General features: G+C 55.1%; 20 protein-coding genes. 16 read left to right on the forward strand and 4 right to left on the reverse strand.

From position 1 onward, the window contains the following. Positions 1-24: 24 nt before the first annotated feature. Positions 25-867: a ComEC/Rec2 family competence protein gene (locus tag E0E37_RS08270; RefSeq protein ID WP_130862563.1), complete on the forward strand. Its 843-nt coding sequence runs from the start codon at positions 25-27 to the stop codon at positions 865-867. Between the two features lies 1 nt (position 868). Here E0E37_RS08270 and E0E37_RS08275 read toward each other — a convergent pair whose 3' ends face one another. Then, a complete protein-coding gene (locus tag E0E37_RS08275) occupies positions 869-2410 on the reverse strand; it encodes a Na+/H+ antiporter NhaC family protein (RefSeq protein WP_130862564.1) in 1542 nt (513 codons plus the stop codon). A 331-nt stretch (positions 2411-2741) separates the two neighbouring features. Between E0E37_RS08275 and E0E37_RS08280 the strand changes: the two genes are divergently transcribed. Genes E0E37_RS08280 through E0E37_RS08290 form a run of 3 tightly spaced genes read left to right on the forward strand, consistent with a single transcriptional unit; the run spans position 2742 to position 5105 of the window. Beyond that, positions 2742-3515 carry a segregation and condensation protein A gene (locus E0E37_RS08280; protein WP_130862565.1) on the forward strand — a complete coding sequence of 258 codons (774 nt, stop codon included), beginning with the start codon at positions 2742-2744 and terminating at the stop codon, positions 3513-3515. Continuing rightward, on the forward strand, positions 3505-4212 hold the full coding sequence (gene scpB / locus E0E37_RS08285; RefSeq protein WP_130862566.1) for an SMC-Scp complex subunit ScpB: 708 nt from the start codon (positions 3505-3507) through the stop codon (positions 4210-4212). Before E0E37_RS08280 ends, scpB begins: the two co-directional genes overlap by 11 nt. Then, a complete protein-coding gene (locus E0E37_RS08290; RefSeq protein ID WP_130862567.1) occupies positions 4209-5105 on the forward strand; it encodes a DMT family transporter in 897 nt (298 codons plus the stop codon). Before scpB ends, E0E37_RS08290 begins: the two co-directional genes overlap by 4 nt. A 1-nt stretch (position 5106) precedes the next feature. Here the strand turns inward: E0E37_RS08290 and E0E37_RS18885 are convergent, their stop codons facing one another. Then, a complete protein-coding gene (locus tag E0E37_RS18885) occupies positions 5107-5277 on the reverse strand; it encodes a DUF6194 family protein (RefSeq protein ID WP_330548566.1) in 171 nt (56 codons plus the stop codon). A 299-nt stretch (positions 5278-5576) separates the two neighbouring features. Here E0E37_RS18885 and E0E37_RS08295 point away from each other — a divergent pair, with 299 nt between their 5' ends. The 7 genes from E0E37_RS08295 (at position 5577) to E0E37_RS08325 (ending at position 13285) form a co-directional block, all read left to right on the forward strand. Beyond that, positions 5577-6869, forward strand: a complete 1293-nt coding sequence (locus E0E37_RS08295) for a D-alanyl-D-alanine carboxypeptidase family protein (RefSeq protein WP_165445284.1) — start codon at positions 5577-5579, stop codon at positions 6867-6869. A 127-nt stretch (positions 6870-6996) separates the two neighbouring features. Continuing rightward, entirely contained in the window at positions 6997-7965 is a 969-nt protein-coding gene (locus E0E37_RS08300; protein ID WP_130862569.1) for a hypothetical protein, read from the forward strand. A gap of 146 nt (positions 7966-8111) precedes the next feature. Next, complete coding sequence (locus tag E0E37_RS08305) at positions 8112-8786, forward strand: Crp/Fnr family transcriptional regulator (RefSeq protein ID WP_130862570.1); 675 nt, start codon at positions 8112-8114, stop codon at positions 8784-8786. Between the two features lie 215 nt (positions 8787-9001). Further along, complete coding sequence (trxA, locus tag E0E37_RS19295) at positions 9002-9424, forward strand: thioredoxin (RefSeq protein WP_456298049.1); 423 nt, start codon at positions 9002-9004, stop codon at positions 9422-9424. A gap of 860 nt (positions 9425-10284) precedes the next feature. After that, a complete protein-coding gene (locus tag E0E37_RS08315; protein ID WP_165445285.1) occupies positions 10285-11157 on the forward strand; it encodes a Cof-type HAD-IIB family hydrolase in 873 nt (290 codons plus the stop codon). After that, a complete protein-coding gene (locus tag E0E37_RS18690; RefSeq protein ID WP_207302935.1) occupies positions 11158-11919 on the forward strand; it encodes a class I SAM-dependent methyltransferase in 762 nt (253 codons plus the stop codon). It begins immediately after the preceding gene. Positions 11920-11983: 64 nt separating this feature from the next. Beyond that, a complete protein-coding gene (locus E0E37_RS08325; protein ID WP_130862573.1) occupies positions 11984-13285 on the forward strand; it encodes an FAD-dependent oxidoreductase in 1302 nt (433 codons plus the stop codon). Positions 13286-13455: 170 nt separating this feature from the next. Here the strand turns inward: E0E37_RS08325 and E0E37_RS08330 are convergent, their stop codons facing one another. Beyond that, complete coding sequence (locus E0E37_RS08330; protein WP_130862574.1) at positions 13456-14472, reverse strand: DUF7309 domain-containing protein; 1017 nt, start codon at positions 14470-14472, stop codon at positions 13456-13458. Between the two features lie 134 nt (positions 14473-14606). Then, entirely contained in the window at positions 14607-15263 is a 657-nt protein-coding gene (locus E0E37_RS08335; protein WP_130862575.1) for a GntR family transcriptional regulator, read from the reverse strand. 292 nt (positions 15264-15555) lie between these two features. Here E0E37_RS08335 and E0E37_RS08340 point away from each other — a divergent pair, with 292 nt between their 5' ends. The 5 genes from E0E37_RS08340 to E0E37_RS08360 all read left to right on the forward strand — a co-directional run bounded on the left by E0E37_RS08340 (position 15556) and on the right by E0E37_RS08360 (position 21207). After that, positions 15556-16326 carry a dimethylarginine dimethylaminohydrolase family protein gene (locus E0E37_RS08340; protein ID WP_130862576.1) on the forward strand — a complete coding sequence of 257 codons (771 nt, stop codon included), beginning with the start codon at positions 15556-15558 and terminating at the stop codon, positions 16324-16326. A gap of 32 nt (positions 16327-16358) precedes the next feature. Then, positions 16359-17522 (forward strand): aminotransferase class I/II-fold pyridoxal phosphate-dependent enzyme, encoded by a 1164-nt coding sequence (locus E0E37_RS08345; protein WP_130862577.1) that lies wholly within the window; start codon positions 16359-16361, stop codon positions 17520-17522. A gap of 73 nt (positions 17523-17595) precedes the next feature. Then, positions 17596-19005: a sodium:solute symporter family protein gene (locus tag E0E37_RS08350; RefSeq protein ID WP_130862578.1), complete on the forward strand. Its 1410-nt coding sequence runs from the start codon at positions 17596-17598 to the stop codon at positions 19003-19005. 36 nt (positions 19006-19041) lie between these two features. Next, a complete protein-coding gene (locus E0E37_RS08355) occupies positions 19042-19968 on the forward strand; it encodes a 2-hydroxyacid dehydrogenase (RefSeq protein ID WP_165445286.1) in 927 nt (308 codons plus the stop codon). 363 nt (positions 19969-20331) lie between these two features. Beyond that, positions 20332-21207: a dimethylarginine dimethylaminohydrolase family protein gene (locus E0E37_RS08360; protein ID WP_130862580.1), complete on the forward strand. Its 876-nt coding sequence runs from the start codon at positions 20332-20334 to the stop codon at positions 21205-21207. Positions 21208-21235 lie beyond the last annotated feature (28 nt).

Raw genomic sequence — 21235 nt, forward strand, 5'->3', positions numbered from 1 at the left:
CTGCGGAATGGGGGTAGGCTGCGGATGGAAAAATGGAAACAGGCGATGCTGGTATTTCTGCGGGCGGCGGGGCTGCTGGCGCTGACCGCGGCGCTGATCGGGCTTCTGTTCATATTGGAAGGGAAAGGGTCGGTGGAGCCCGCCGGAATCTGGTTTGTGGGCACTGCCGGTGACGCGGACTGCGCGGTGCTTCTCAGCCGGGGACAATGCGTGGTCATCGACACCGGCGAAGAGGCAGACGGCCCGCGGATATTGGAATTTCTGGAAAGGAAACAGGTATCGAAGATCGACTGTCTGATATTGACGCACCCGGACAAGGACCACATCGGATCGGCGCCGCTGCTGCTTGAGTCCATGTCCGTTGAGATGATCGTGATGCCCTATTATATGAAGGATAATGACAGATTACAGGCGCTGGAAGATCAGATGGAACAGAGCGGCGCGCCGGTGATGACGCTGTCGCGCAGCAGAGAGTTTGTTTTCGGCGATCTGGACCTGCGCATCTTTCCGCCGGACAGGATCAACTATAATAAAGATAATAATTACTCTCTGATCACGCTGGCGGAGCACGGGAGCGTTCGCATGCTGTTTGCCGGGGACGCTCAGAAAGTTCGGTTGGAAGAGATGGAAAATTACGAGCTTGAGCCGGTGGATCTTTACAAGGTGCCTCACCATGGACGCCGGTCAGAAAAGGGAGAAGAGGCGATACGGCAGCTGAAGCCGGAGATCGCCGTCGTCACAGCGGAGACGGCGGATCCGGGTATCGCAGGGGCCCTGCGGGAAGAAAACGCGCAGATCTTCTACACGGTCCCCGATCGGGACTGCAGTTTTGAGAGCGACGGGGAGAAACTGCGCGAGATCAACTGATCTACAGCACAAATCCCGCGGCGAGAAACAGCAGGGCTGACAATCCCGCACAGAACAGCCCGAAGGGCGCCTGGGTGTAGGCGTGGTCGAAGTTGTTGCAGCCGGTGGCCGACGAGGTGATGACTGTGGCGTCCGAGTAGAAACAGATGTGGCTGCCGAAAACGCCTGCGGAAAGTACGGCGGACACAGTCAGCGTCACATTGGCGTCCAGCGTCACTGCCAGGGGGATGACGATGGGCAGGGCGATGATGTACATGCCCCAGTTGGTGCCTGTGATAAATTCGGTGACGGCCAGCACGATAAAGACGGTGACGGGCATGAGGGCAGGCGTCATATACTGCGTGGCCGTGGTGATCACGTAATAAGTAAAGTGGATCTGTTCGTTGACCTCGGCGAAGAGAAAAGCCAGGATCATGAGCATCAGCGGCATCATCATGTTCTTCAGACCCTGCAGCATGACGTCGGCAAAGTCCTCCGCCGTCATCAGGTCCTGGGCCAGAAAAAAGATGAACATGAAGCCCAGAGTGAACAGTACGCCCAGCTGCATGTCCACATTGAAGAAGATAGTGGACATGACGAGAACGATGATAGGCGCAAAGAGATTGCGCATTTTCGGATCCGCCGGAATGCCGCCCATATCCGCGCCCGCCCGGATGTCGATCTTTTCGGAACCCTCCGGGGCCAGCGGTCCCCCGTCCCGCACGCGGGCCTCCGCTTTTTTCATGGGGCCGAAGGTGGGGATAACGCCCAAGATCACAAGTGGAACCACTGCGGCGGCGATCCAGCCGTAGAAATTGTAGGGCACGGTCTTTACAAAGTAGAGCAGTCCCTGTCCGGCAGGCGCCCATCCATTGGTCTCCAGGATGCGGGAACAGAACACAGCCCAGGTGGAGATGGGTATGATCACGCAGAGGGGAGCCGCCGTGGAATCCACCACATAAGCCAGAAATTCCCGGGGCACTTTATGGCGGTCCGTGAGCGGAGCCATGCAGGAGCCCACTGTGAGGGAATTCAGATAATCATCTATGAATACAACGATGCCCAGGATCCAGGTGCAGATCAGGGCGGACTTTCTGGTCCTGGCCCTGGCTGCGATCCATTCTCCGAAGGCAAAGGAACCGCCAGCCTTTTCGATCAGGGCGATGATGCTGCCCATGAGACCACAGACGATGATGAGCCAGGCGATGTCTTCGCTCATCATCACCGAGAGCGCGGCGTCGCTGAAGGCGGTCAGAATATTGTGAAACCACTGCCATCCGTCGATCAGCCAGTCCCCGTTTCCTCCGGGGGACAGGACGTCCGGCCGGGACACCATGATAAAACCGGTGACAGAGGCCAGCGTCAAGGCTTCCAGTATGCGTTGGGTGGCAAAGATGTATGCGATCAGGAAAGCGGCCGGGATCAGCGAGGCCATTCCAAAATCAGCGGGATCACGGGGCAGAAAATACGATAGTATGACGGCGGCGAGAACGACCAGAAGGACTGCCGAAAGTGAGCGCCTTCCGTTAAATTTCTCCGCTTCCCGCTTCAGTTCTTTAAACATTATCAAGCTCCTCTCATATCCGCCCTTGGGCGGTTTATTTCCAGAGTCGCAGGCTGCGTGTGATCAGCCTGTGCCCATTCTGTGCCCGGTCTTTGTCCGGCCTGCTGCCTGCGGCCTTTTTCGGTGAACGAACGCCATGAGCAGCGGGAATAATTATACCAAATCGAGGGAAAAACACAATACAAATATGCAACTTTCTGCCGCAGGATTTTCCGGGCACCAGAGGGATTCGTTTGCCTTGCAAAAATGGATGTGATAGAATAACAAAGGCGCAGTGAAAACCTGCGGAAAACGACCGGTAAACGGAAGATAAAATAAAGGGAAACGATATATGTCTTATAAAGTAAAGCTCGACATTTTCGAGGGACCCTTCGATCTGCTGGTGTATCTCATCGAGCATGCGCAGATGAGTATTTATGATATTCAGGTGTCGGAGATCACAAAACAATACCTTTCGTATATTGAAAATATGAAACGGCAGGATGTGACGGTGGCCGGAGAGTTCATGGTACTGGCCGCGGCGCTGATCGAGATCAAATCGAAAATGCTGCTGCCCCGTCAGAAGACGGAGGATGGACAGGAGATCGAGGACGATCCCAGGACAGAGCTGGTGGAACGGATCCTGGAATACAAGCGGTTCAAAGCCGCGGCGGAGATGCTGGCCGCCCAGGAGGAACTGCAGAGCCGGATCTTCGTCAAGCCCCAGGAGGATCTGACCCCCTGGACGAGGGAGCCGGACGAGTATCTCGACCTGGATCTGGCCCAGTTTATGAAAGCCTTCGACATGTTTCTCATCAAGAAGAGAAAGATGGAGGAGATCCGAAAGACTTATGAGCGCGTGGAACGGCAGCGCATGTCCGTGGAGACCAGGATCAGCCAGATCCGTGAGTTTTTCCGGAGGTCAAGGCGGGTGCGGTTCAGCGAGCTGGTGGCTGCGGAACAGACGAAATTCAATGTGGTGCTCACGTTCATGTCTATGCTGGAGCTGCTGAAGCAGCATACGATCTCAGCCAGACAGGACGTGCTGTACGGAGATATTTTGCTGACGCTGAACAATGGGGAGGAAAGCGTGGCGCAGATGACGGGGGAACCTTATGACCAGTAAGAAATCTATAAAATCCGCGTTGGAGTCCATGATGTTCGTTTGGGGATCGCCTCTGGATGTGAAGGTGGCGGCCGAGATGTTCAACATGGACTGGCGGGAGGTCTACGACTGCTTCAGGGAGCTGCAGGAAGAATACGAGTCCGGCGGGCGCGGGATCGTCATACGCGAGATCAGCAAGAGTTTTCAGTTCTGCACCCGGCCGGAGAACAGCGTTTATATAGAGCGTCTCTGCACGCCGGTGAAGGAAAAGAGACTGTCCCAGTCCGCATTGGAAGTGCTGGCGATCATCGCGTACAAGCAGCCGGTCACAAAAGGGGAGATCGAAGCGATCCGGGGGATCAAATGCGACCGGGTGATCGAAGGTCTGACCAGAAAAGGCCTGATCGAGGAAAAAGGCCGCAGCAACGCCATCGGCAGACCTATTTTATATGGAACGACAAAGCTGTTTTTAGAGGGCTTCGGCTTTTCCAGCCTGAAAGAACTGCCGGACATCGACGATATCGGAAGCGCCATTCTGGCGGAAGACGAGGGGGATGCGGAGGACAGTCTGGATTTTCAGCAGATCGCCATCGATCTGACTCAGGCGTCCGGGTCTGCGTCGGAGGATCCGGCTGGGAATGGGGCTGAAGATCCGGCTTTGGCAAAGCCGGAAGAAGCGCCGGAGCGGGAAGAGATAGAGGCGGATCAGCCGGTATGAAGAAAAGCAAAAGTCTGGGAATTATCTGCGCCATCGCGGCGGCCGTGATCTATGGGTTTACCCCTATATTCGGCAAAATTACATATATGGAAGGCAGCAATACGATCACGCTGACGTTTTTTCGGAGCCTGTTTTCCTTTCCTGTGCTGTTGGCGCTGTTAAAAGCCAAAGGAGTGAGCATCCGGGTCACCAGAAAGGAATTTTTTACACTGATCCTGCTGGGGTTTCTGGGGGCTTTCGCCACGGGACTCATGCTCTACGGTTCCTACAATTATATCTCCGTGGGCCTTACCACCTGTCTGCACAATATCTATCCTGTACTGGTGGCGGTGGGCAGCGTGCTGCTGTTTCACGACAGGATCAGCCGGGGCAAGGTGGCCGCGCTGGCGCTGGCAGTGACGGGACTGTGGACGATCCTGGCGGGGGATATGACGCTGAATCTGGTGGGCGTGGGGCTGGCGCTGGGGTCCGGGGTGGCCTACGCAGCCTATATGCTCATCATGGATAAGTGCGGTATGAACCGTCTCAATTCTTTTCTCATCTCCTTTTACGCCTGCGGCGTGGCCGCGGTGTTCCTGTTCCTCTTTGGCACCGCCACGGGCGAACTGGTCTACAGCCTGACGCCGAAGGGATGGTTTTTCACCTTTCTGATGGCCATGTTCGTATCCGTGCTGGCCAATTCCCTGATCCCCATGGCGGTGAAAAACGTGGGTCCTACTGTGACCTCCATTTTGGGAATGTTCGAGCCCATCGTGTCCGTGATTATGGGATTGATCTTCCTCAACGAGCGACTGACTTTTAAAAGCCTCGCGGGCTGCGTCATGGTCATCGCGGCGGTCATCATACTGACGCTGGAAAAGGACGCCCAGGGCCTGCCGGAGGAGGATGTGTAATTCAGACTCGATCCCTGCGTTTCTTATATTTTTCTTTTGCATATTCAAAGGCTTCTTGAATAAGCGGTTTTAATTCTTCAAAAGTCTTTTCTGACGGGTTTAATGAACAGATCCACCCCATCCATGCGTATACAGGGTGGGGAAGGATCTGATTAAATTTTCGAGACAGTATTTCAAGATTTCATCTGGCGTCATATAAGTTTCCTTCCGTCAAACTAAAATTATATTTCAATTTTATAGTGCTGCATTTTGGAGTGTATGTCAATGTGCTGCTATAATCTGTCTTTCTGTGAAAATGGCCGAAAGTGAGCGGACTGGCCCTGTATTCACCGCCCCTGCATTTAAATTTAGCGATTCGAGAATTTTCCGGGAGCTTATACAATATGTTTTTGGGAGGAAGTTTATTAATTCCATGCGCAGGCCCCATAACAGATGCGGGCATGGGCAGGATCAGACGAGGGTGGTTGGCTTATGAACAGAATGAACGGGAAAAATTATGGGATCGGAAGCCGTTTGTGGCTGCGGACGGCGGCTGTGGCTGTTTTTATCGCAGTGGGGGCGTTCGGACTTTGCAGAGTGGCAGGGATCGGGCCGGAGATGGGACTGCTTCAGGCGAATTCCGATTCTCTAGCGGAAGAAAACAGGGCGGATGACGGGGTGCGGCAGGAGACCCGTGTTGGGGAGGACCCATGCGAAGAACCGGACGTCGGAGACGGCTCGTCGCTGGAGACGTGGACCAGCGCCGATCTGTCCAGCCCGCTGCCGGTGCCTTCCGTTTCGGCCAAGACCGCAGTGGTGATGGACATCAATACGGGGCGGGTGCTCTATGAGAAGGATAAGGATGAGAAGATCTATCCCGCCAGCACCACAAAGATCATGACTGCGCTCATCGCCGTCGAGCAGGGAAATATGGATAAAGAAGTGAAGATCCCGCCGGAAGCCGTGGGGGTGGAAGGCTCGTCCATCTACCTGGCGCAGGGAGAAAAACTTCCCATGAGGGATCTGGTCTACGGACTGATGCTGCGTTCCGGAAACGACTCGGCGGTGGCTATCGCGGAGGAGATCGCCGGGAGCACGGAAGAATTTGTTAACATGATGAACCGCCGCGCCCAGGAGATCGGGGCTAAGAACACCCATTTTATGAATCCCAACGGCCTGCAGGATGAAAACCACTATACCACGGCCTACGATATGGCGCTCATGGCGCGTCAGGCTATGCATAACCCCACTTTTCGGGAGGTAGCCAAAGCCAAGTCCTATCAGGCGGACCGGGGCGAAGGCAAATTCAATATGTTTTACAATAAAAATAAGGTGGTGTACCAATACGAGGGCGGCACGGGGATCAAGATCGGGTTTACGAAGACAGCCGGCCGCACGCTGGTGGCCTCATCGGAGCGGGACGGCATGGAACTGATCTGCGTAGTCATGAACGATCCCAACTGGTTTGAGGACTCTTACGCGCTGATGGATTACGCCTACAGTAATTACCAGCAGTACAGGATCGCGGAAAAAAATACGCCGCTGAAGGAATTTGACGTGACAGGCGGCGACAAGGGAAAGGTTTTTGTCGGGACGAGGGAGGACGTATACTGTCCCATTCTCAAAGGAAAAGAGGCCAACGTTCAGATCGCCTATGAACTGGCGCAGAAGAGCGCCGCGCCCATCACCCGCTGGCAGGAGGCGGGATTGCTGCACGTATCCATAGAAGGAACTTACTGCTACTCCGTACCGCTTTATTATCTGGAAGATATACCGAAGCAGTGACGAACTGTCACCAAAAGGCGGTCAGCGCAATATTTTGATATTGTACCCGGCGAAAGAGAAGCCCTCCGAAGACGGGGAAACAAAATAAGAACAGACCTGGCCGATTTTGGCTGAGAGGGAGGAGCACATGAACTACAGTACATACGATTGTATTGACGCGGGGACGGAGAATTGTCCCTGCTACCTGGCGCTGACCGGAGACTGCCTGACTTGCAGCCGGCTGCAGGGAAAGGATTCCTGCGACTGCAACTGGAAGGGCGTTTGCATATATAACGAATTCATGCAGGGAAACGGCAGAGTAAATAATCCGAGAAAAGAATTCACCGCCGGTATCGTCCGCCGAAAGTTTTACCTGGACGATCTGGCGGTATTTGTATTGGATGTGGGAAAAGGGTTCGCCATCAAGGCGGGCAGTCCCGGGTCCTACGTATTTATGAGAGGGAGAAAAGACACGCGGTTCTACGATATTCCCATATCTGTCATGCACGCGGATGTGGAGCGAGGACAGATCCACGTGGCGGTCAAGGTCATCTCCACGAAGACCAAGACGCTGCTCGAAGAAAATGAGGCCTTTGTGCTGAGAGGCGTATACCGCAACGGCATCCAGGGGCTGGAGGCCGTGCGGCCCAGAAATCTGAAAAATGCCAGCGTGCTGCTGGTGGCCAAGGGGATCGGTCTGGCCCCGGCGATCCTGACAGCCGAATCGCTGGGAAACCGCAACAGGGTAGATCTGGTGGTGGACACGGAGAAGATCAGTACGGAGCTGGTCAGCGATTACCTGAGCGAGAGCGGTTCGGAAACGGCGGGAAGCGGCGTGGAGATCCACCGGATCCGTTATATGAGTCTGGGAAGCGAAGAAGACCGGCAGACGCTGGAGCGGGTAATGGCGGAAGAGAAATACGACAGCGTAGCGGTGCTGGCTTCCGATTATTATGTGGAGCAGATCGGTAAACTGACGGAGCGGATCCTGCCCGAAGCGAAGCGGGCGTTCAGCAACAACTTCCGCATCTGCTGCGGGGAAGGGGTCTGCGGCGCCTGCAGCGTAGTGAACGCAGGGGGCGAGACCATTAAAATGTGCAAGTGCCAGTTGAAATGAGCCAGATTGTGGTATATTCTTTGTAGTGAAAAACGCCGGCGGCGGGGAATGGATCCGGGCCGCCGGTCCAGAGCCTGCTGTGCCGGCTGGGGCATGGAATTGGGGCAGACAGACCGATCAGATCGAAAGGAAGAGGGCGAACGGCGATGTTGGAACAATATGAAGCATTTTTTCCTTTCTGGGAACAGCTGGAGGCGGAACAGCGCCGGCAGCTTTCAGAGAGAGCGACAGTAAAGAATGTGAAAAAGGGAACGGTGCTCCACAGCGGGAAAAGCGACTGCGTGGGGCTGATGCTGGTGGCGGAGGGGCAGCTTCGGGTCTACACGGTGTCAGAAGAAGGACGGGAGATCACGCTGTATCGACTGCTGCAGAGGGATATGTGCCTTCTGTCCGCGTCCTGCATGCTGCACAGCATTCAGTTCGATGTGACGGTGGAGGCGGAACAGGATTCCACCGTTTTGAACATACCTGCGGATCTTTACCGCAAGCTGATGAGCGAATCTCTGGCCGTGTCCAACTACACAAACGAACTGATGGCTTCTAAATTTTCCGATGTGATGTGGCTCATGGATCAGATCCTGAACAAGCGGCTGGATTCCAGGCTGGCGGCCTTTCTGCTGGAGGAATCGGACGCAGTGGGCGCAGACAAGCTGACGCTGACCCACGAGATCATCGCCCGGCATCTGGGCAGCGCCAGAGAAGTGATCACGAGGATGCTGAAATATTTTCAGAAAGAAGGCATGGTGGAGCTGTCCCGGGGCAGCGTCCGGCTGACGGATCGGGAACGGCTGGAGGAGACCGCGGGCGACAGCCTGCGCTAGCCGGGGCCCCGGTCTCAGGCGCGGGGTCTTTGGCGTGCTCTCTGTGGGAGGTGCGCTGTGGGCTGGCCGCTTAGAGGGCCTTGGCGTGCCGTGTGTGGGAGGTGTGCTGAGCTGGCCGTTGTGGATCGCTGCGGGGGCTTTGGCGCAGGCTGGCCGCCGTGGATCGCTGCGGGGGCTTTGGCGCAGGGCGTCCGCAGCGGGTCCCTTTCCGCTGTGTGATCAACTCACAGAAATGTTTTTTTCTATCGCATATAATAAGACTATCAAAACAAGAAAGTTTGAATTTGAATAGTAAGAATAGCATTGTATGCGAAAGGAGAAATATCATGGCTGCATTAAAACTGACGAAGGAAAATTTTGAACAGGAGGTTCTGCGTTCGGATAAACCGGTGCTGGTGGACTTTTTCGCACCGTGGTGCGGGCCCTGTAAAATGGTGCTTCCGCTGGTAGACGAACTGGCCGACGAGGAGAAAGACGTGAAGATCGGAAAGGTCAATGTGGAGGATCAGAAGGAGCTGGCGAGAAAGTTCCGCGTCATGTCGATCCCCACGCTGCTTCTGTTCAAGGACGGCCAGGTGGTGGAGACATCGCTGGGCGCAAAGCCTAAGGAGGCGATCCGGAAACTGATGCACAGCTGATTTTACACAATGTGATTCTGGTATGAAGCTGTACCTGCGCGCCGGCTGAGCGGATGAAGCAAAACGAACGGGCGACGGCGCTGACCCTACCTTATCTGTGCATTATAAAACGGGGCTGCCGCAGAAAAATCTGCGGTAAAGCCCCGCTGTTTTTTGTCTTGATTTTTTGGCCATATCCCAAAAGGGCATATGGCGATCCGCTTGCTTATGTCCTGAGTGGGAAAGGCAGGGCGCTGCGGGCGCCTGGATGGGGCCGGCGTCAGACCGGCCTTCCGTTCCGTTGGACTGTTGGGCTGTACGGCCGCTGTGTCATTTGGCGGCGGGGCGGCCCGGCGGCGGCCGGTGGGCGGGCGGCCGTCCGCCGGGATGGTGCCGCGGGATCGGTCGACGGCCGAAAAAGTGGGCGAAGAATATCAGCCCGCGGGAGCGTTAAGCCGCGGAATAGGCGAGAACGGCAAAAAAAATCAGATATCACCGAAAATGACGGGAGAATCGGTGAAAATACAGCAATATTTGCTGCTAAAAGGGTGAAAAGTCTATAAAAAATTGATTTTCGCCTATTTAGCAGCTCTTTTTATGTGAGATCGTGAAAAAAATCTGCCTTTCGCCTATTCGTCGTCAGGGTCCGCCGCCGGAGTCCACCGTCAGGATCCGCCGCCGGGTTGCTGGAAGCAGGCGCCAGAGAATATCCGTTTCACCTTGATACGTCAATTTGTTGTGGGTAAGTAAACAAAAGATTGGGGAGCATGGGATATGCAGGTTTTGACGAACCGCCCGCGCTGTGGTACATTAAAGGGAGAACGCCGGCGCAGAGAGCCGGCGCGCGGTTTTTGCGGCAAATGGTGAAAGGAAAACGTAGGATGAAGAGGGCGGAAAGAAAAAAACCTCGCGGAGAGGAAACGGATATTAAGCTGATCGCTTTGGATATGGACGGAACGCTGCTGAACGAACAGGGAGTGCTCTCTGAGAAAAGCAGGCGAACGCTTGAGAGGGCTATGGAAAAGGGCGTGCACGTGGTGATCGCCACGGGACGGGTGTACAGCGCCCTGCCCCGGGATGTGGTGGAGGTGCCGGGCATCGAATACGCAATCACTTCAAACGGAGCCAATCTGCTGCGGCTGGCGGATATGACCACGCTGTATTCCAATCTGCTTGAGAGGGAGAGCGTGGAAAAAATAATGCACATCATGGAAGACCCGTCGATCATGACGGAGGTATTTTTTGATCACGGCGTTTATGCGGAGCGCCGGTGTCTCTCCAATCTGGAAGAGTTTGGGATCGTCACAGAGAAGTCGAAGCGGTATACGCTGAGTACAAGAGAGCCTGTGGACAGCGTTCTGGAGCTGATACGCAGCAATGAGACCCGGTTGGAAAATATCAACTTGATCTTTAAAGATATGGAGAAACGGCGGCAGGTCTGGAACGAGCTGGAGCAGTTGGGGGACATCACGGTCACAAGTTCCATGCCCTACAATCTTGAACTGGGGGGGGCCACCACCAGCAAGGCGGACGCGCTGGCTCATCTGGCAGGTATCTTAGGGGTGGAAAGAGAGCAGATCATGGCCTGCGGGGACAGTGTGAACGATCTGGCCATGCTGAACTTCGCCGGTTTTTCCGTGGCTATGGAAAACGGGGCGGAGCCGGTCAGAAAAGCCGCGGATTTTATTACGAAGAGCAACGGGGAGGACGGCGTGGCCTACGCCATCGAGACCTTCGCGCTGAAGGAGCGTTAGATGAGCGCCTGGGGGAATGGAGCGCCGTCGCAGGAAGGGAAGGCGAGGAAAAATCCCATAGCGCGGCCTACAGAGCTGGCGGCGCTGCTCATGGCGCAGTATGTGCGGCCCGGGGATACCGTGGTGGACGCCACAGTGGGAAACGGATGGGACACGGTGGCGCTGGCGCGCCTTGCCAGGGGCGGCCGGGTCTACGGATTCGACATTCAGAGGGAAGCTCTGGAGAGAGCGGAAGTCCGGCTGCGGGAGGCCGGCTGTCCTGTGGCGTGGAGGGCAGAAGGCGTTCCGGGCCTGATGGACGGCGCGCCGGGTGAAACGACCGAAGCGTTCGGGGTCCAGGGTGAGGCTCCGCGTCTGGACGGCGCGCCGGGTGAAAGGCCGGGAAACGAAGCGGCGGCCTGCGGGGAAACGCTGCTCATCTGCGCGGATCACCGGCGGATGGCGGAGTACGTCTGCGGTCAGGCGGCGGCGGTGGTCTTTAATCTAGGCTATCTTCCCGGAGGGGATAAAAAGATCACCACCCGGGCGGACAGCACCTGTGAGGCCATGAGGTCGGCCCTTTCGCTGCTGCGGCCGGGCGGAGCCCTGATCGTGACGATCTACGGCGGGCATCCGGCGGGAAAGGCAGAGCGCGAGGCGGTCCTCCGGCTGGCCGGGGAGCTGCCTGCAGAAGAATATCACACCCTGCACGCCCGCCTGACGAATCAGGGCGAGGGCGCGCCGGAGGTTTTGGCCGTGGTGAAGCGCGGTATTCACCGGTAACCAAATCACCGCTTCTTACATACTCTGAATGTATGAGTAATGGAAGAGGCGGTGATTTTTACATATGTATAAAGTAGTAGTAATTGGAAGCGGCTGGTCCGGCTGCGCGGCGGCTCTCGCTGCGAAAAAGGCGGGCGCCCGTGTAACCATGGTAGAAAAGACGGACCTGATCCTGGGTCTGGGAAACGTGGGCGGCATCATGCGCAACAACGGCAGATTCACGGCGGCGGAGGAGAATATAGCTCTGGGAGCCAGCGAACTGTTCGCGATCACGGATAAACTGTCGCGCCATGTGAATGTGGATTTCCCGGGACACGCCCACGCCAGCCTGTACGACGTGGTCAAGGTAGAGCCTCATGTGAGGCGGTTCCTGCTGGAGCAGGGCATTGAGATCAGGACCATCGCCAGAGCGGTGGACGTGGTCATGGACGAGACGGCCGCGGCTTCGGGGAAAAAGATCCTGAAGGCCGTGGTGCTGGCCGACGGTACAGAGATCGAAGGGGACGTATTTGTGGAATGTACCGGGAGCACCGGGCCCATGGGCAATTGTCTGGCTTACGGAAACGGCTGCTGTATGTGTATTCTGCGCTGTCCCGCTTTCGGCCCCAGGGTGAGCATCACCCAGAAGGCAGGACTGAACGACGTGATGGGTCAGAGGAAGGACGGAGCCTTCGGCGCCTTCAGCGGCTCCGGAAAATTGGAGAAATCCTCGCTGTCTGATGAGATCCAGAAGGATCTGAATGAGAAGGGGGTGGCGGTGATCCCGCTGCCGCCGGAGCAGGTGGTGAAAGAAAAGCTGGATTTGAAGGTATGCCAACAGTATGCTCTTGAAGAGTTCGCAGACAATATCGTGCTGCTGGACACTGGTTATGCGAAGATCATGACGCCGTTTTTCCCCATCGAAAAGCTGCGCCGCGTGCCCGGATTTGAAAACGCCCGCTATGTGGACCCCTATGCAGGCGGAAAGGGCAATTCCATCCGCTATCTGTCCGTGGCTGAGCGCGACAATAACATGAAAGTGCTGGGCGTGGAAAACCTGCTGTGCGGCGGCGAGAAGTCCGGTCTGTTTGTAGGTCACACGGAGGCCATCAGCACGGGGACTCTGGCGGGCTACAACGCGGCCCGGTTCCTGGCGGGCATGCGTCCGCTGGAGCTGCCTCCTCAGCTGGCCGTAGGGGATCTGATCTCTTTCGCTAACCAGCAGATCAAGACGAAGGACGGTCTCATGACACGCTACACCTTTGCCGGAGCCGAATACTTCGAGCGCATGAAGGAGAAAGGACTCTACAGCACGGATCCCCAGGTGATCCGAAAGCGGGCGAAGAAGTACGATCTGGCCGGGATCTACAACGAGAAGATCCTGTAGAAACTGCAATGGACGGGCAGCGGCGCCGGCAATAAATAACCGTGCAGGGGGAAGGCGGCGATCGGGAACCTTCGTGCGGCGGTCCGTCGGGATAAAGCATATAAAAAGCGCGTAAGACAGGCGTCTATCGGCACCAGTCCTGCGCGCTTTTTTTAGGAAAAATAACGATCCTACCGACCTATCATCTGCCGTTGGAAGTCTTTCAGAAACTTATCCACCGCTGTCAGCGGGTCCATGAGAAGGGGAATGGAGCAGTGGCTGCAGATCTCGTCCAGGGCGCCGAAGATCCAGGGGTTGCGTGCCCGTATGCTCTTCATGCGGCCGAATTCCATGACGTAGGAGATAAAAAAGTCCAATGCCTCGTCTGTCTCGTCGGAGTCGGGCGTCAGCAGTCTGGTATCGACCACCATGCCGGACCGGGAGTCGATGGCGAGAAACAGCAGGGGGTTGGCCGGCCGGTCAAAGGACGGGTCTTCGATGGAAACATTCATATAACAGAAATCGAGAAGGAGCTCGGAGCCGTTGCAGGGCTGTTTTTTCAGACGCTGCTTCAGTAGATCGTCCCGGATAGATGCCACGGGATAGCGCTTCTGTACGTCGGGGAGCTCCCCTTCATGGAGATTCCAGCCGGTTTTTCTGTCGAATTCCTGCCAGAGGATGCGGCCTTCGGAAAAACCGGCGGCGATCTGGCCCGCTGCCACAGCTTTGACAGCGGCGATCAGACCGCGAAAAACACCGGTCAGAAGCAGTACCTCGGCTTCGTCAGGAGTGCAGGGCGAGTACCGGCGTTTGAAGGACTGAAAATAGACCCATTTCCCGCGCCCGCGGAATTTCAGCCCCAGGGAGCGAATGATCTTATACTGCGGGGGCGGGACTTCCTCCCGGTCGCCCAGATAACAGCAGAGACTGGACTGCTCGTGCATCATGTATTCCGCGGACAGCGGTCCGCTGCTGAGATCAGCGATCATCTGCAGATCGCAGAGCCCATCTTCCCCGGGATAGACGCCGATGCCGTAGCAGCTGCCGATCCTGCCCATGATGCTGCAGAATGCCGGTTCCCCGTCGGGATCCGGACGAACGGCCACCAGATCCATATCCCAGAAATATCCCCACGGTTCCAGCGAAAGCAGTTCCAGAGCGGACGCGTACAGTTCTCCCCACTGTTCGGGGGATGCTTCTTTTCTCATCTATTAAATACCTCATTGTTTCCATTGTTATGCAGGAAATACCGCGAAGCGATATTGGCGAAATAACAAAAAAGTTTATGTTTGAGCGGGCCCTCGGAGCGGGTAAGGCTCTTTATTCGTTTTCCGCTGCGGGATCATGCCCTGGGCAGCGAGTCGAATTTGGCCTTGCTGCTGTCCCAGTGGACGTCGCGGATATAATGCTCCAGCTGGTCCGCGTCTTTTTCGCGGAACAGCCGGATGATCTCGCGGTGCTGCTGATTTGTCTCGCGCAGCGTCTCTAATTCATCCTCCGGGTCGTCGAAGAGATAGTATTTCCGGATAAAGTTGTTTTTCAGTTTTCCCAGCATGTCCGTAATGACGGTATTGGGACAGAGATCCAGATATACGTTGTGAAACTCTACCTGCAGTTCGTAATATTTATTGCTCAGACCGGCCTTGATGGCGTTTTCCATTGAGTCGGCCAGAAACTGCATCTTCGTCAGCTCCGCTTCGGTGAGCAGGTCCATGCACATGCAGGCGGCGCGTCCGTCCAGTGTGCCGATGACCTCATAGAGCTGCTGCGCTCTGCCCGTGTCAAGGGACTGGACGCGGAAGCCCTTGCGGGGCAGACTTTCCAGATAACCGTCGGAGGCCAGCTGCATCAGAGCCTCACGGACAGGCGTGCGGCTCACGTGGAGCTCCTCGCTGACCTGAGGTTCGCTTATTTTGTCTCCGGCAGAGAGAGTACCGTCGTTGATTTTTCCGGAGATGTATTTGTATACATGATCTTTCAGAGATAAGTATCGTTCCATGAATTCCTCCTGTTCCGGCGGCTGTCGCCGGCATGTTATTTAATATATATCACAAAAGGCTGAATAATGCCATCGGAAATTGACGGAGAAGCCCTGATCCAGAATAAGGAAAAATTATTTTAATATTTATAAAAGTGAAAATAGACTTGCAATTCTGACGGAAGAGTGCTAGCATATGAATACAGTACATTGTATATCGTATATAGAACACTGAGCACTGTACACATTATGCAAAAAATGGTTGCCTTAAAATGGTTGTCTGAACAGGCAGGACAAAGGAGGAGATTGAAGGATGTTTAAAAATGTAATTGTGAGAAGACCGTGCAGAGCGATGGTCGAAGGCATCACATCGGCGCCGGAACTGGGCAGACCGGATTACGAGCTGGCTCTGAAGCAGCATGACGCTTATATCGAGGCGCTGAAACAGTGCGGAGTGGCGGTCACCGTTCTTCCAGCCTGCGAACGTTTTCCGGATTCCTGCTTTGTAGAAGACCCGGCGGTCATCACGAGGAAATGCGCGATCATCACAAACCCGGGGGCCATGTCGCGAAACAGGGAAGCGGAACTGATCATTCCGGCGATCAAAGAGTTTTTCAGCGACGATCAGATCGAATACATCGTGGACCCGGGTACGCTGGAGGGCGGGGACGTCATGATGGTGGGAGACCATTTTTATGTGGGACGTTCAGCCAGGACGAATGAAGAGGGAATACGCCAGTTTATCGCGATCCTTGAGAAATATGGACTCAGCGGATCGGAAGTGCCGCTGGAAAAGGTGCTGCATCTGAAAACGGGAGTGAATTACATCGAGAACAACAATATGCTTGTCTCCGGGGAATTCACGGATAAGCCGGAATTTGAAAAATACAATAGGATCGAGATCCCGGAGGAGGAAGCCTACGCGGCGAACTGCATCTGGGTCAATGACAAGGTGATCGTGCCGGAGGGTTACCCGGCGGTGGAAAAGGCTGTGCGGGACGCCGGATATGAAGTGATCCTGGTGGATACATCGGAATACAGGAAGCTGGACGGAGGACTGAGCTGTCTTTCGCTGAGATTTTAACCGCAGCGGGAAAGCAAAGGAGGACTTTGAACATGAAAAATAAATATATCGCAAAGAAACACTGGAACTTTCAGGTGCCGCCGCTCAGCAAGACAAATGAGATGGTAAAACGGTATGACGACGTGATCGATCTGAGCATCGGCGACCCGGATTATCCTGCCGACGAGGAATGCATCCGCCTGATGTACGAGGACGTAATGTCCGGGAAACACACGCATTACACGGCGTTTCTGGGGGACGAAGACTTGCGCAGGGAGACCATCAGGCAGTATGAAGAAGATTATGGATTTCATTTCGATATGGACGAGATCATCATCACGGCGGGCGGTACCCACGCCATGTATCTTGTGATGGAGACGCTGCTGGACGAGGGCGACGAGGTGATCGCCATCGCCCCCTATTACCTGTATTATCAGCCCCAGATCGAATTGCCCAAGGGAAAACTTGTGGTGTACAACACCCGCAAGGAAGACAATTTTGACATTGATGTAGAAGAACTGGAGAAACATATCAGTTACCGCACCAAAGCGATCATCATCAATTCTCCCAACAACCCCAGCGGCAAGGTCTACAGCGAGGAGAACATCAAGGCCATACTGGAGCTGGCGGAGAAATACGATTTTCTGGTGATCGCCGACGATATTTACGGAGCGCTGAATTACACAGACTATAAAAAGGCGATCTGCTCCTATGAGGAAAAGCCGGATCGTGTAATAACGATCTACAGTTACTCGAAGGATTATTCCATGACCGGACTTCGTCTGGGACACATTATCGCCCACAGGGACCTGATCGACTGCATCCGCAACGTAAACGAATCCGTCAACTTTACCATCAGCTCCATGTCGCAGCGCCTGGGCATCTTCGCCATCCGCAGAAGGAAGGAGATCCAGGCGGGGCTCTGTGAAGAGTATAAAAAGCGGGTGCTTTACGTCCACGACAGGATCAGCAAAATGAAGAATATCACAAGCAACGACCCCGAGGGAACGTTCTACCTGTTTGCGGACATCAGCGCCACCGGTCTGGACTCCATGGAGATCTGGGAAAAGATCCTGGACGACGCTCACGTGCTGGTGCTGCCGGGCAGCGGTTTTGGAAAGGCCGGCGAGGGCTTTATCCGCATCGCGTGCACCGTGGGGATCGACGTGTTGGCAAAGGCTTTTGACCGTCTTGAAAAAATGGACATCTTTCAGTAAAGGTTGTGAACGGCCGGCGCAGCCGGCATAGTCACCGGAATTTTCGCCTTCCCCCAGCAGAAAGGAGGATATTATGTCATTTGTCGATTATATAATTATAGCAATTTACATGATCGCCATGCTCGTTATCGGTTATATCGCCAAGGGTAAGATCCACACCATGGACGACTTCATCCTGGGCGGGAAACGGTTCAATAAATTTGCTCTGGTGGGTACTATCATGGCGACCATGGTCGGTTCCGGAATGACCATGGGAGCTGTGGGCAATGTGTATGCAAACGGGATCGCCGGAACCATGGTATGGATCTACGGCGGGTTTGCCCTGGGGCTGGTCGCCCTGGGCTTCCTGTGCAAGAAGATCCGGGCTACCGGCGCCAGAAGTCTGGCGGAGACAGTCTCCACCGCCTTCGGCAGAGAGGCCCGTCTCGCCAGCGCCCTGGTGGTGGTGGCTTACGCCGTCTCGCTGGTGGCGATCAATATCGCAGGACTGCGCACCATCATCATCTACATATTCGGAACCAGTTTGTCGATACCGGTGGCCACGGCGCTGGCGGCCTGTATCTCCATCGCCTACACGGCAATGGGCGGATTTTTCGCTGTGGTCTGGACGGACGTTGCCCAGCTGGGGATCATGGTGATCGGCGTATTCCTGATCGGACCTATCATCGGTGTGAACATGGCGGGCGGCGTGGACGTAATCACCAGCGCGTACACCGCCGGCGGCATGTCCTTTACCGATCCGCTGGCAGGCGGTATCAGCGCAGGGATGGTGGGTATCGCTCTGTCGTATTTCCTGGCGGTGCCCGGGGATCCCACCATGCCGCAGAGAGTGCTTTCGGCAAAGGATGACGGAACGGCCAAGTTTTCATTTATCGTGTCCGGAGGCTTTGCGATCTATTTCGCCGTTGCGATCCTGTTCATCGGCGGCTCGATCTTCGTGCTCATGCCGGGACTGGAAAATTCGGATGCAGCTCTGCCGCTGTTCGTACTGCAGTACTATCCTCCGGTGCTCAAGGGCATTACGATCGCAGGTATCGTGGCGGCCATCATGTCGTCCTTCGATTCCTTCCTCATTCTGGCGACGACCCACATTATGTACGATATCGGATCGGTGATCAACCCTAACGTCTCCGAAGACAAGATCAAGAAGGCGCTGCCCATCATGACCATCGTACTGGGAGCTCTGGGAGTCATCGTGGCGCTGTTCATTCAGAGTCTGCTGGGCTATCTCTCCATGGTGTTCTCCATCATCGGTTCCGCTCTGGTTCCGGCGCTGATCGCGGCGCTCTATTTCAAGGATAAGGCGTCCAAAACGGGCGTTGTAGGCAGCATTATCCTGGGCACTGTGGTACCGGCGTATTTGTTCCTGACCAAGGGCTACGACGTGTTCCTGGGCGACCCGCTCTTTATCGGACTGTTTGCATCGGTGGGATTCCTGATCGTCGGATCGCTGATCTTCCGGGACAAAAAAGCGGCGGCCTGATGGGTCCGGCTGTTCTGCAGGTATATGGAGGTAGATATGAAATTTTGTTTGATCGACGCGGAGGTCTTTATCGACCGTCCGGAACTGCTGGATCCGCTGCGCTCCCTGGGCGCGGTGGAGATGTACGCCGGCATCCCCCAGGATGCAGATGAAGTGGAGAGACGGGCTTTCGACGCGGATGTGATCGCATTCGGGCTGATGCAGTTTACCAACGAGATGCTGGACCGGCTGCCGAATCTGAAGATCTTACAGTTCATCGGTACGGGCGTGTGGAACTTCGTAGATGTGGATTACGCCCGGTCGAAGGGCATCAAGGTACTCAACATCGAGGGCTATGGGAGCAACGCGGTGGCGGAATTTGCCCTTTCCATGGCGCTGGCCATGGCCAAGAAGATCCCGCAGGCCGGCAATGTGCTGAAGACCGGAGGCTGGTCCATCGACGGTCTGATGGGAATGGAGATCAGCGGCTCCACGGTGGGCGTGCTGGGCACCGGCAGCATTGGCAGACTTGTGGCGGAAAAGTTTGTTAACATGGGCGCAAAGGTCATCGCCAACGATATCTATGAAAATGAAAGCCTGAAAAAGGACTGGGGCGTGACCTATGTGGGACTGGAAGAGCTGTTCCGCAGCTCGGATATCGTCACCGTACACATGAAGGTGACGAAAGAAAATGAAAAATTGATCGACGGCAGGCTGTTTGGACTGATGAAGCCCCACGCCCTGTTCGTCAACGTGGCGAGAGCGGAGCTGGTCAATAACCGTGATCTCTTTGAAGCGCTGAAGGAAGGGCGCATGGGCGGGGCTGCCATAGACGTCTATGAGAACGAGCCGCCGGCGGATTCCGACTATGAACTGGCCCGTCTGGACAATGTGATCGCCACGCCGCACATGGCATACTACACGCAGGAGGCGAACGACAATTCCATTAAAATGATGGTGCAGTCCATCGCCGACGCGCTGTGACAAGCTCGATAGGTTGAAGACAGGAAAACGCCGCGCTGGATCCACAGCGCGGCGTTTTCTGATCCTGCTGGAAAAATCGCCTACTGATCCTTCCTCATGCTGCAAAAAAGCCGATCATTTGACGGTGCTCGAAGGGCGGATGGGATTCCGTCGATAGCTTTTTGTAAGAGCAGGACTTTTTAATACTGAAATTTTCAGAAAAATAGCAGGAATGGGTTGCAAAAGCATGAAAGGTATGCGATAATATACACACAGTGCACAGTATACAGTATACAGTTTTCGACATGACAGAGCCGCCTCTGGGGCGCTCTGCAGAAAAGTAACAGAAGTCAAACAGTGAAGATGAGTTTAGGAGGTAAAAATATGAAGTATGGTTGTCAGTCCATGGTAGGAAAAATCGAGTCGATCCTGATCAAGCATCCGAAGCAGGCTTTCATCAGCCAGGAAAATCTGGATAAGACCTGGGAGGAATTCAAGTATTTCGGCTGCCCGGATTATGAGAAGGTGCTGGAAGAGTACGCGGTATTTGAAAAGATCATAAAGGATAATGTGGAGAACGTCTATTATCTGCCCCAGGACGACCGCACGGGACTGGATTCTATTTACACGCACGATCCGCTGAAGATCACCAGAAAGGGCGCGATCTACTTCCCCATGGGTAAGGTCCTCAGAGGAAAGGAATATCAGGCCACGAGAGAATTTCTGGAAGGCATCGGCATCCCCACGCTTGGCTTCATCGAGGCTCCGGGCAAAATGGAGGGCGGCGACGTACTCTGGATCGATGAGAAGACAGTGGCCATCGGACGGGGATACCGCACCAACGACGAGGGGATCCGTCAGTTTAAAGAGCTGACCAAGGATGTGGTAGACGAATATATCATCGTTCCCATGCCTCACGGAGACGGGGAGGACTGCTGTCTCCATCTGATGAGCATTATCAGCTTTGTAGATACCGACAAAGCGGTGGTCTATTCCAAATATATGCCGGTGTTTTTCCGGGAATATCTGCTGGAGCGGGGCATCCAGCTCATCGAATGCAATGATGAGGAGTACGACTATCTGGGTTCCAATCTCCTGGCCCTTGAACCGGGGAAATGCGTGTTGATCGCAGGCTGTCCGGATATTCAGAAGAAGCTGGAAGATGCGGGCGTCACCGTATTTACATATGAAGGGAAAGAAATGTCCTACAGAGGAACAGGCGGCCCCACCTGCCTGACCTGCCCGCTGACGAGATTGTGATCGGCCGGGGTAAATGATCGATATCAAA

The organism is Bacilliculturomica massiliensis, from assembly GCF_900605495.1.
GTDB classification, from domain to species: domain Bacteria; phylum Bacillota; class Clostridia; order Peptostreptococcales; family Anaerovoracaceae; genus Bacilliculturomica; species Bacilliculturomica massiliensis.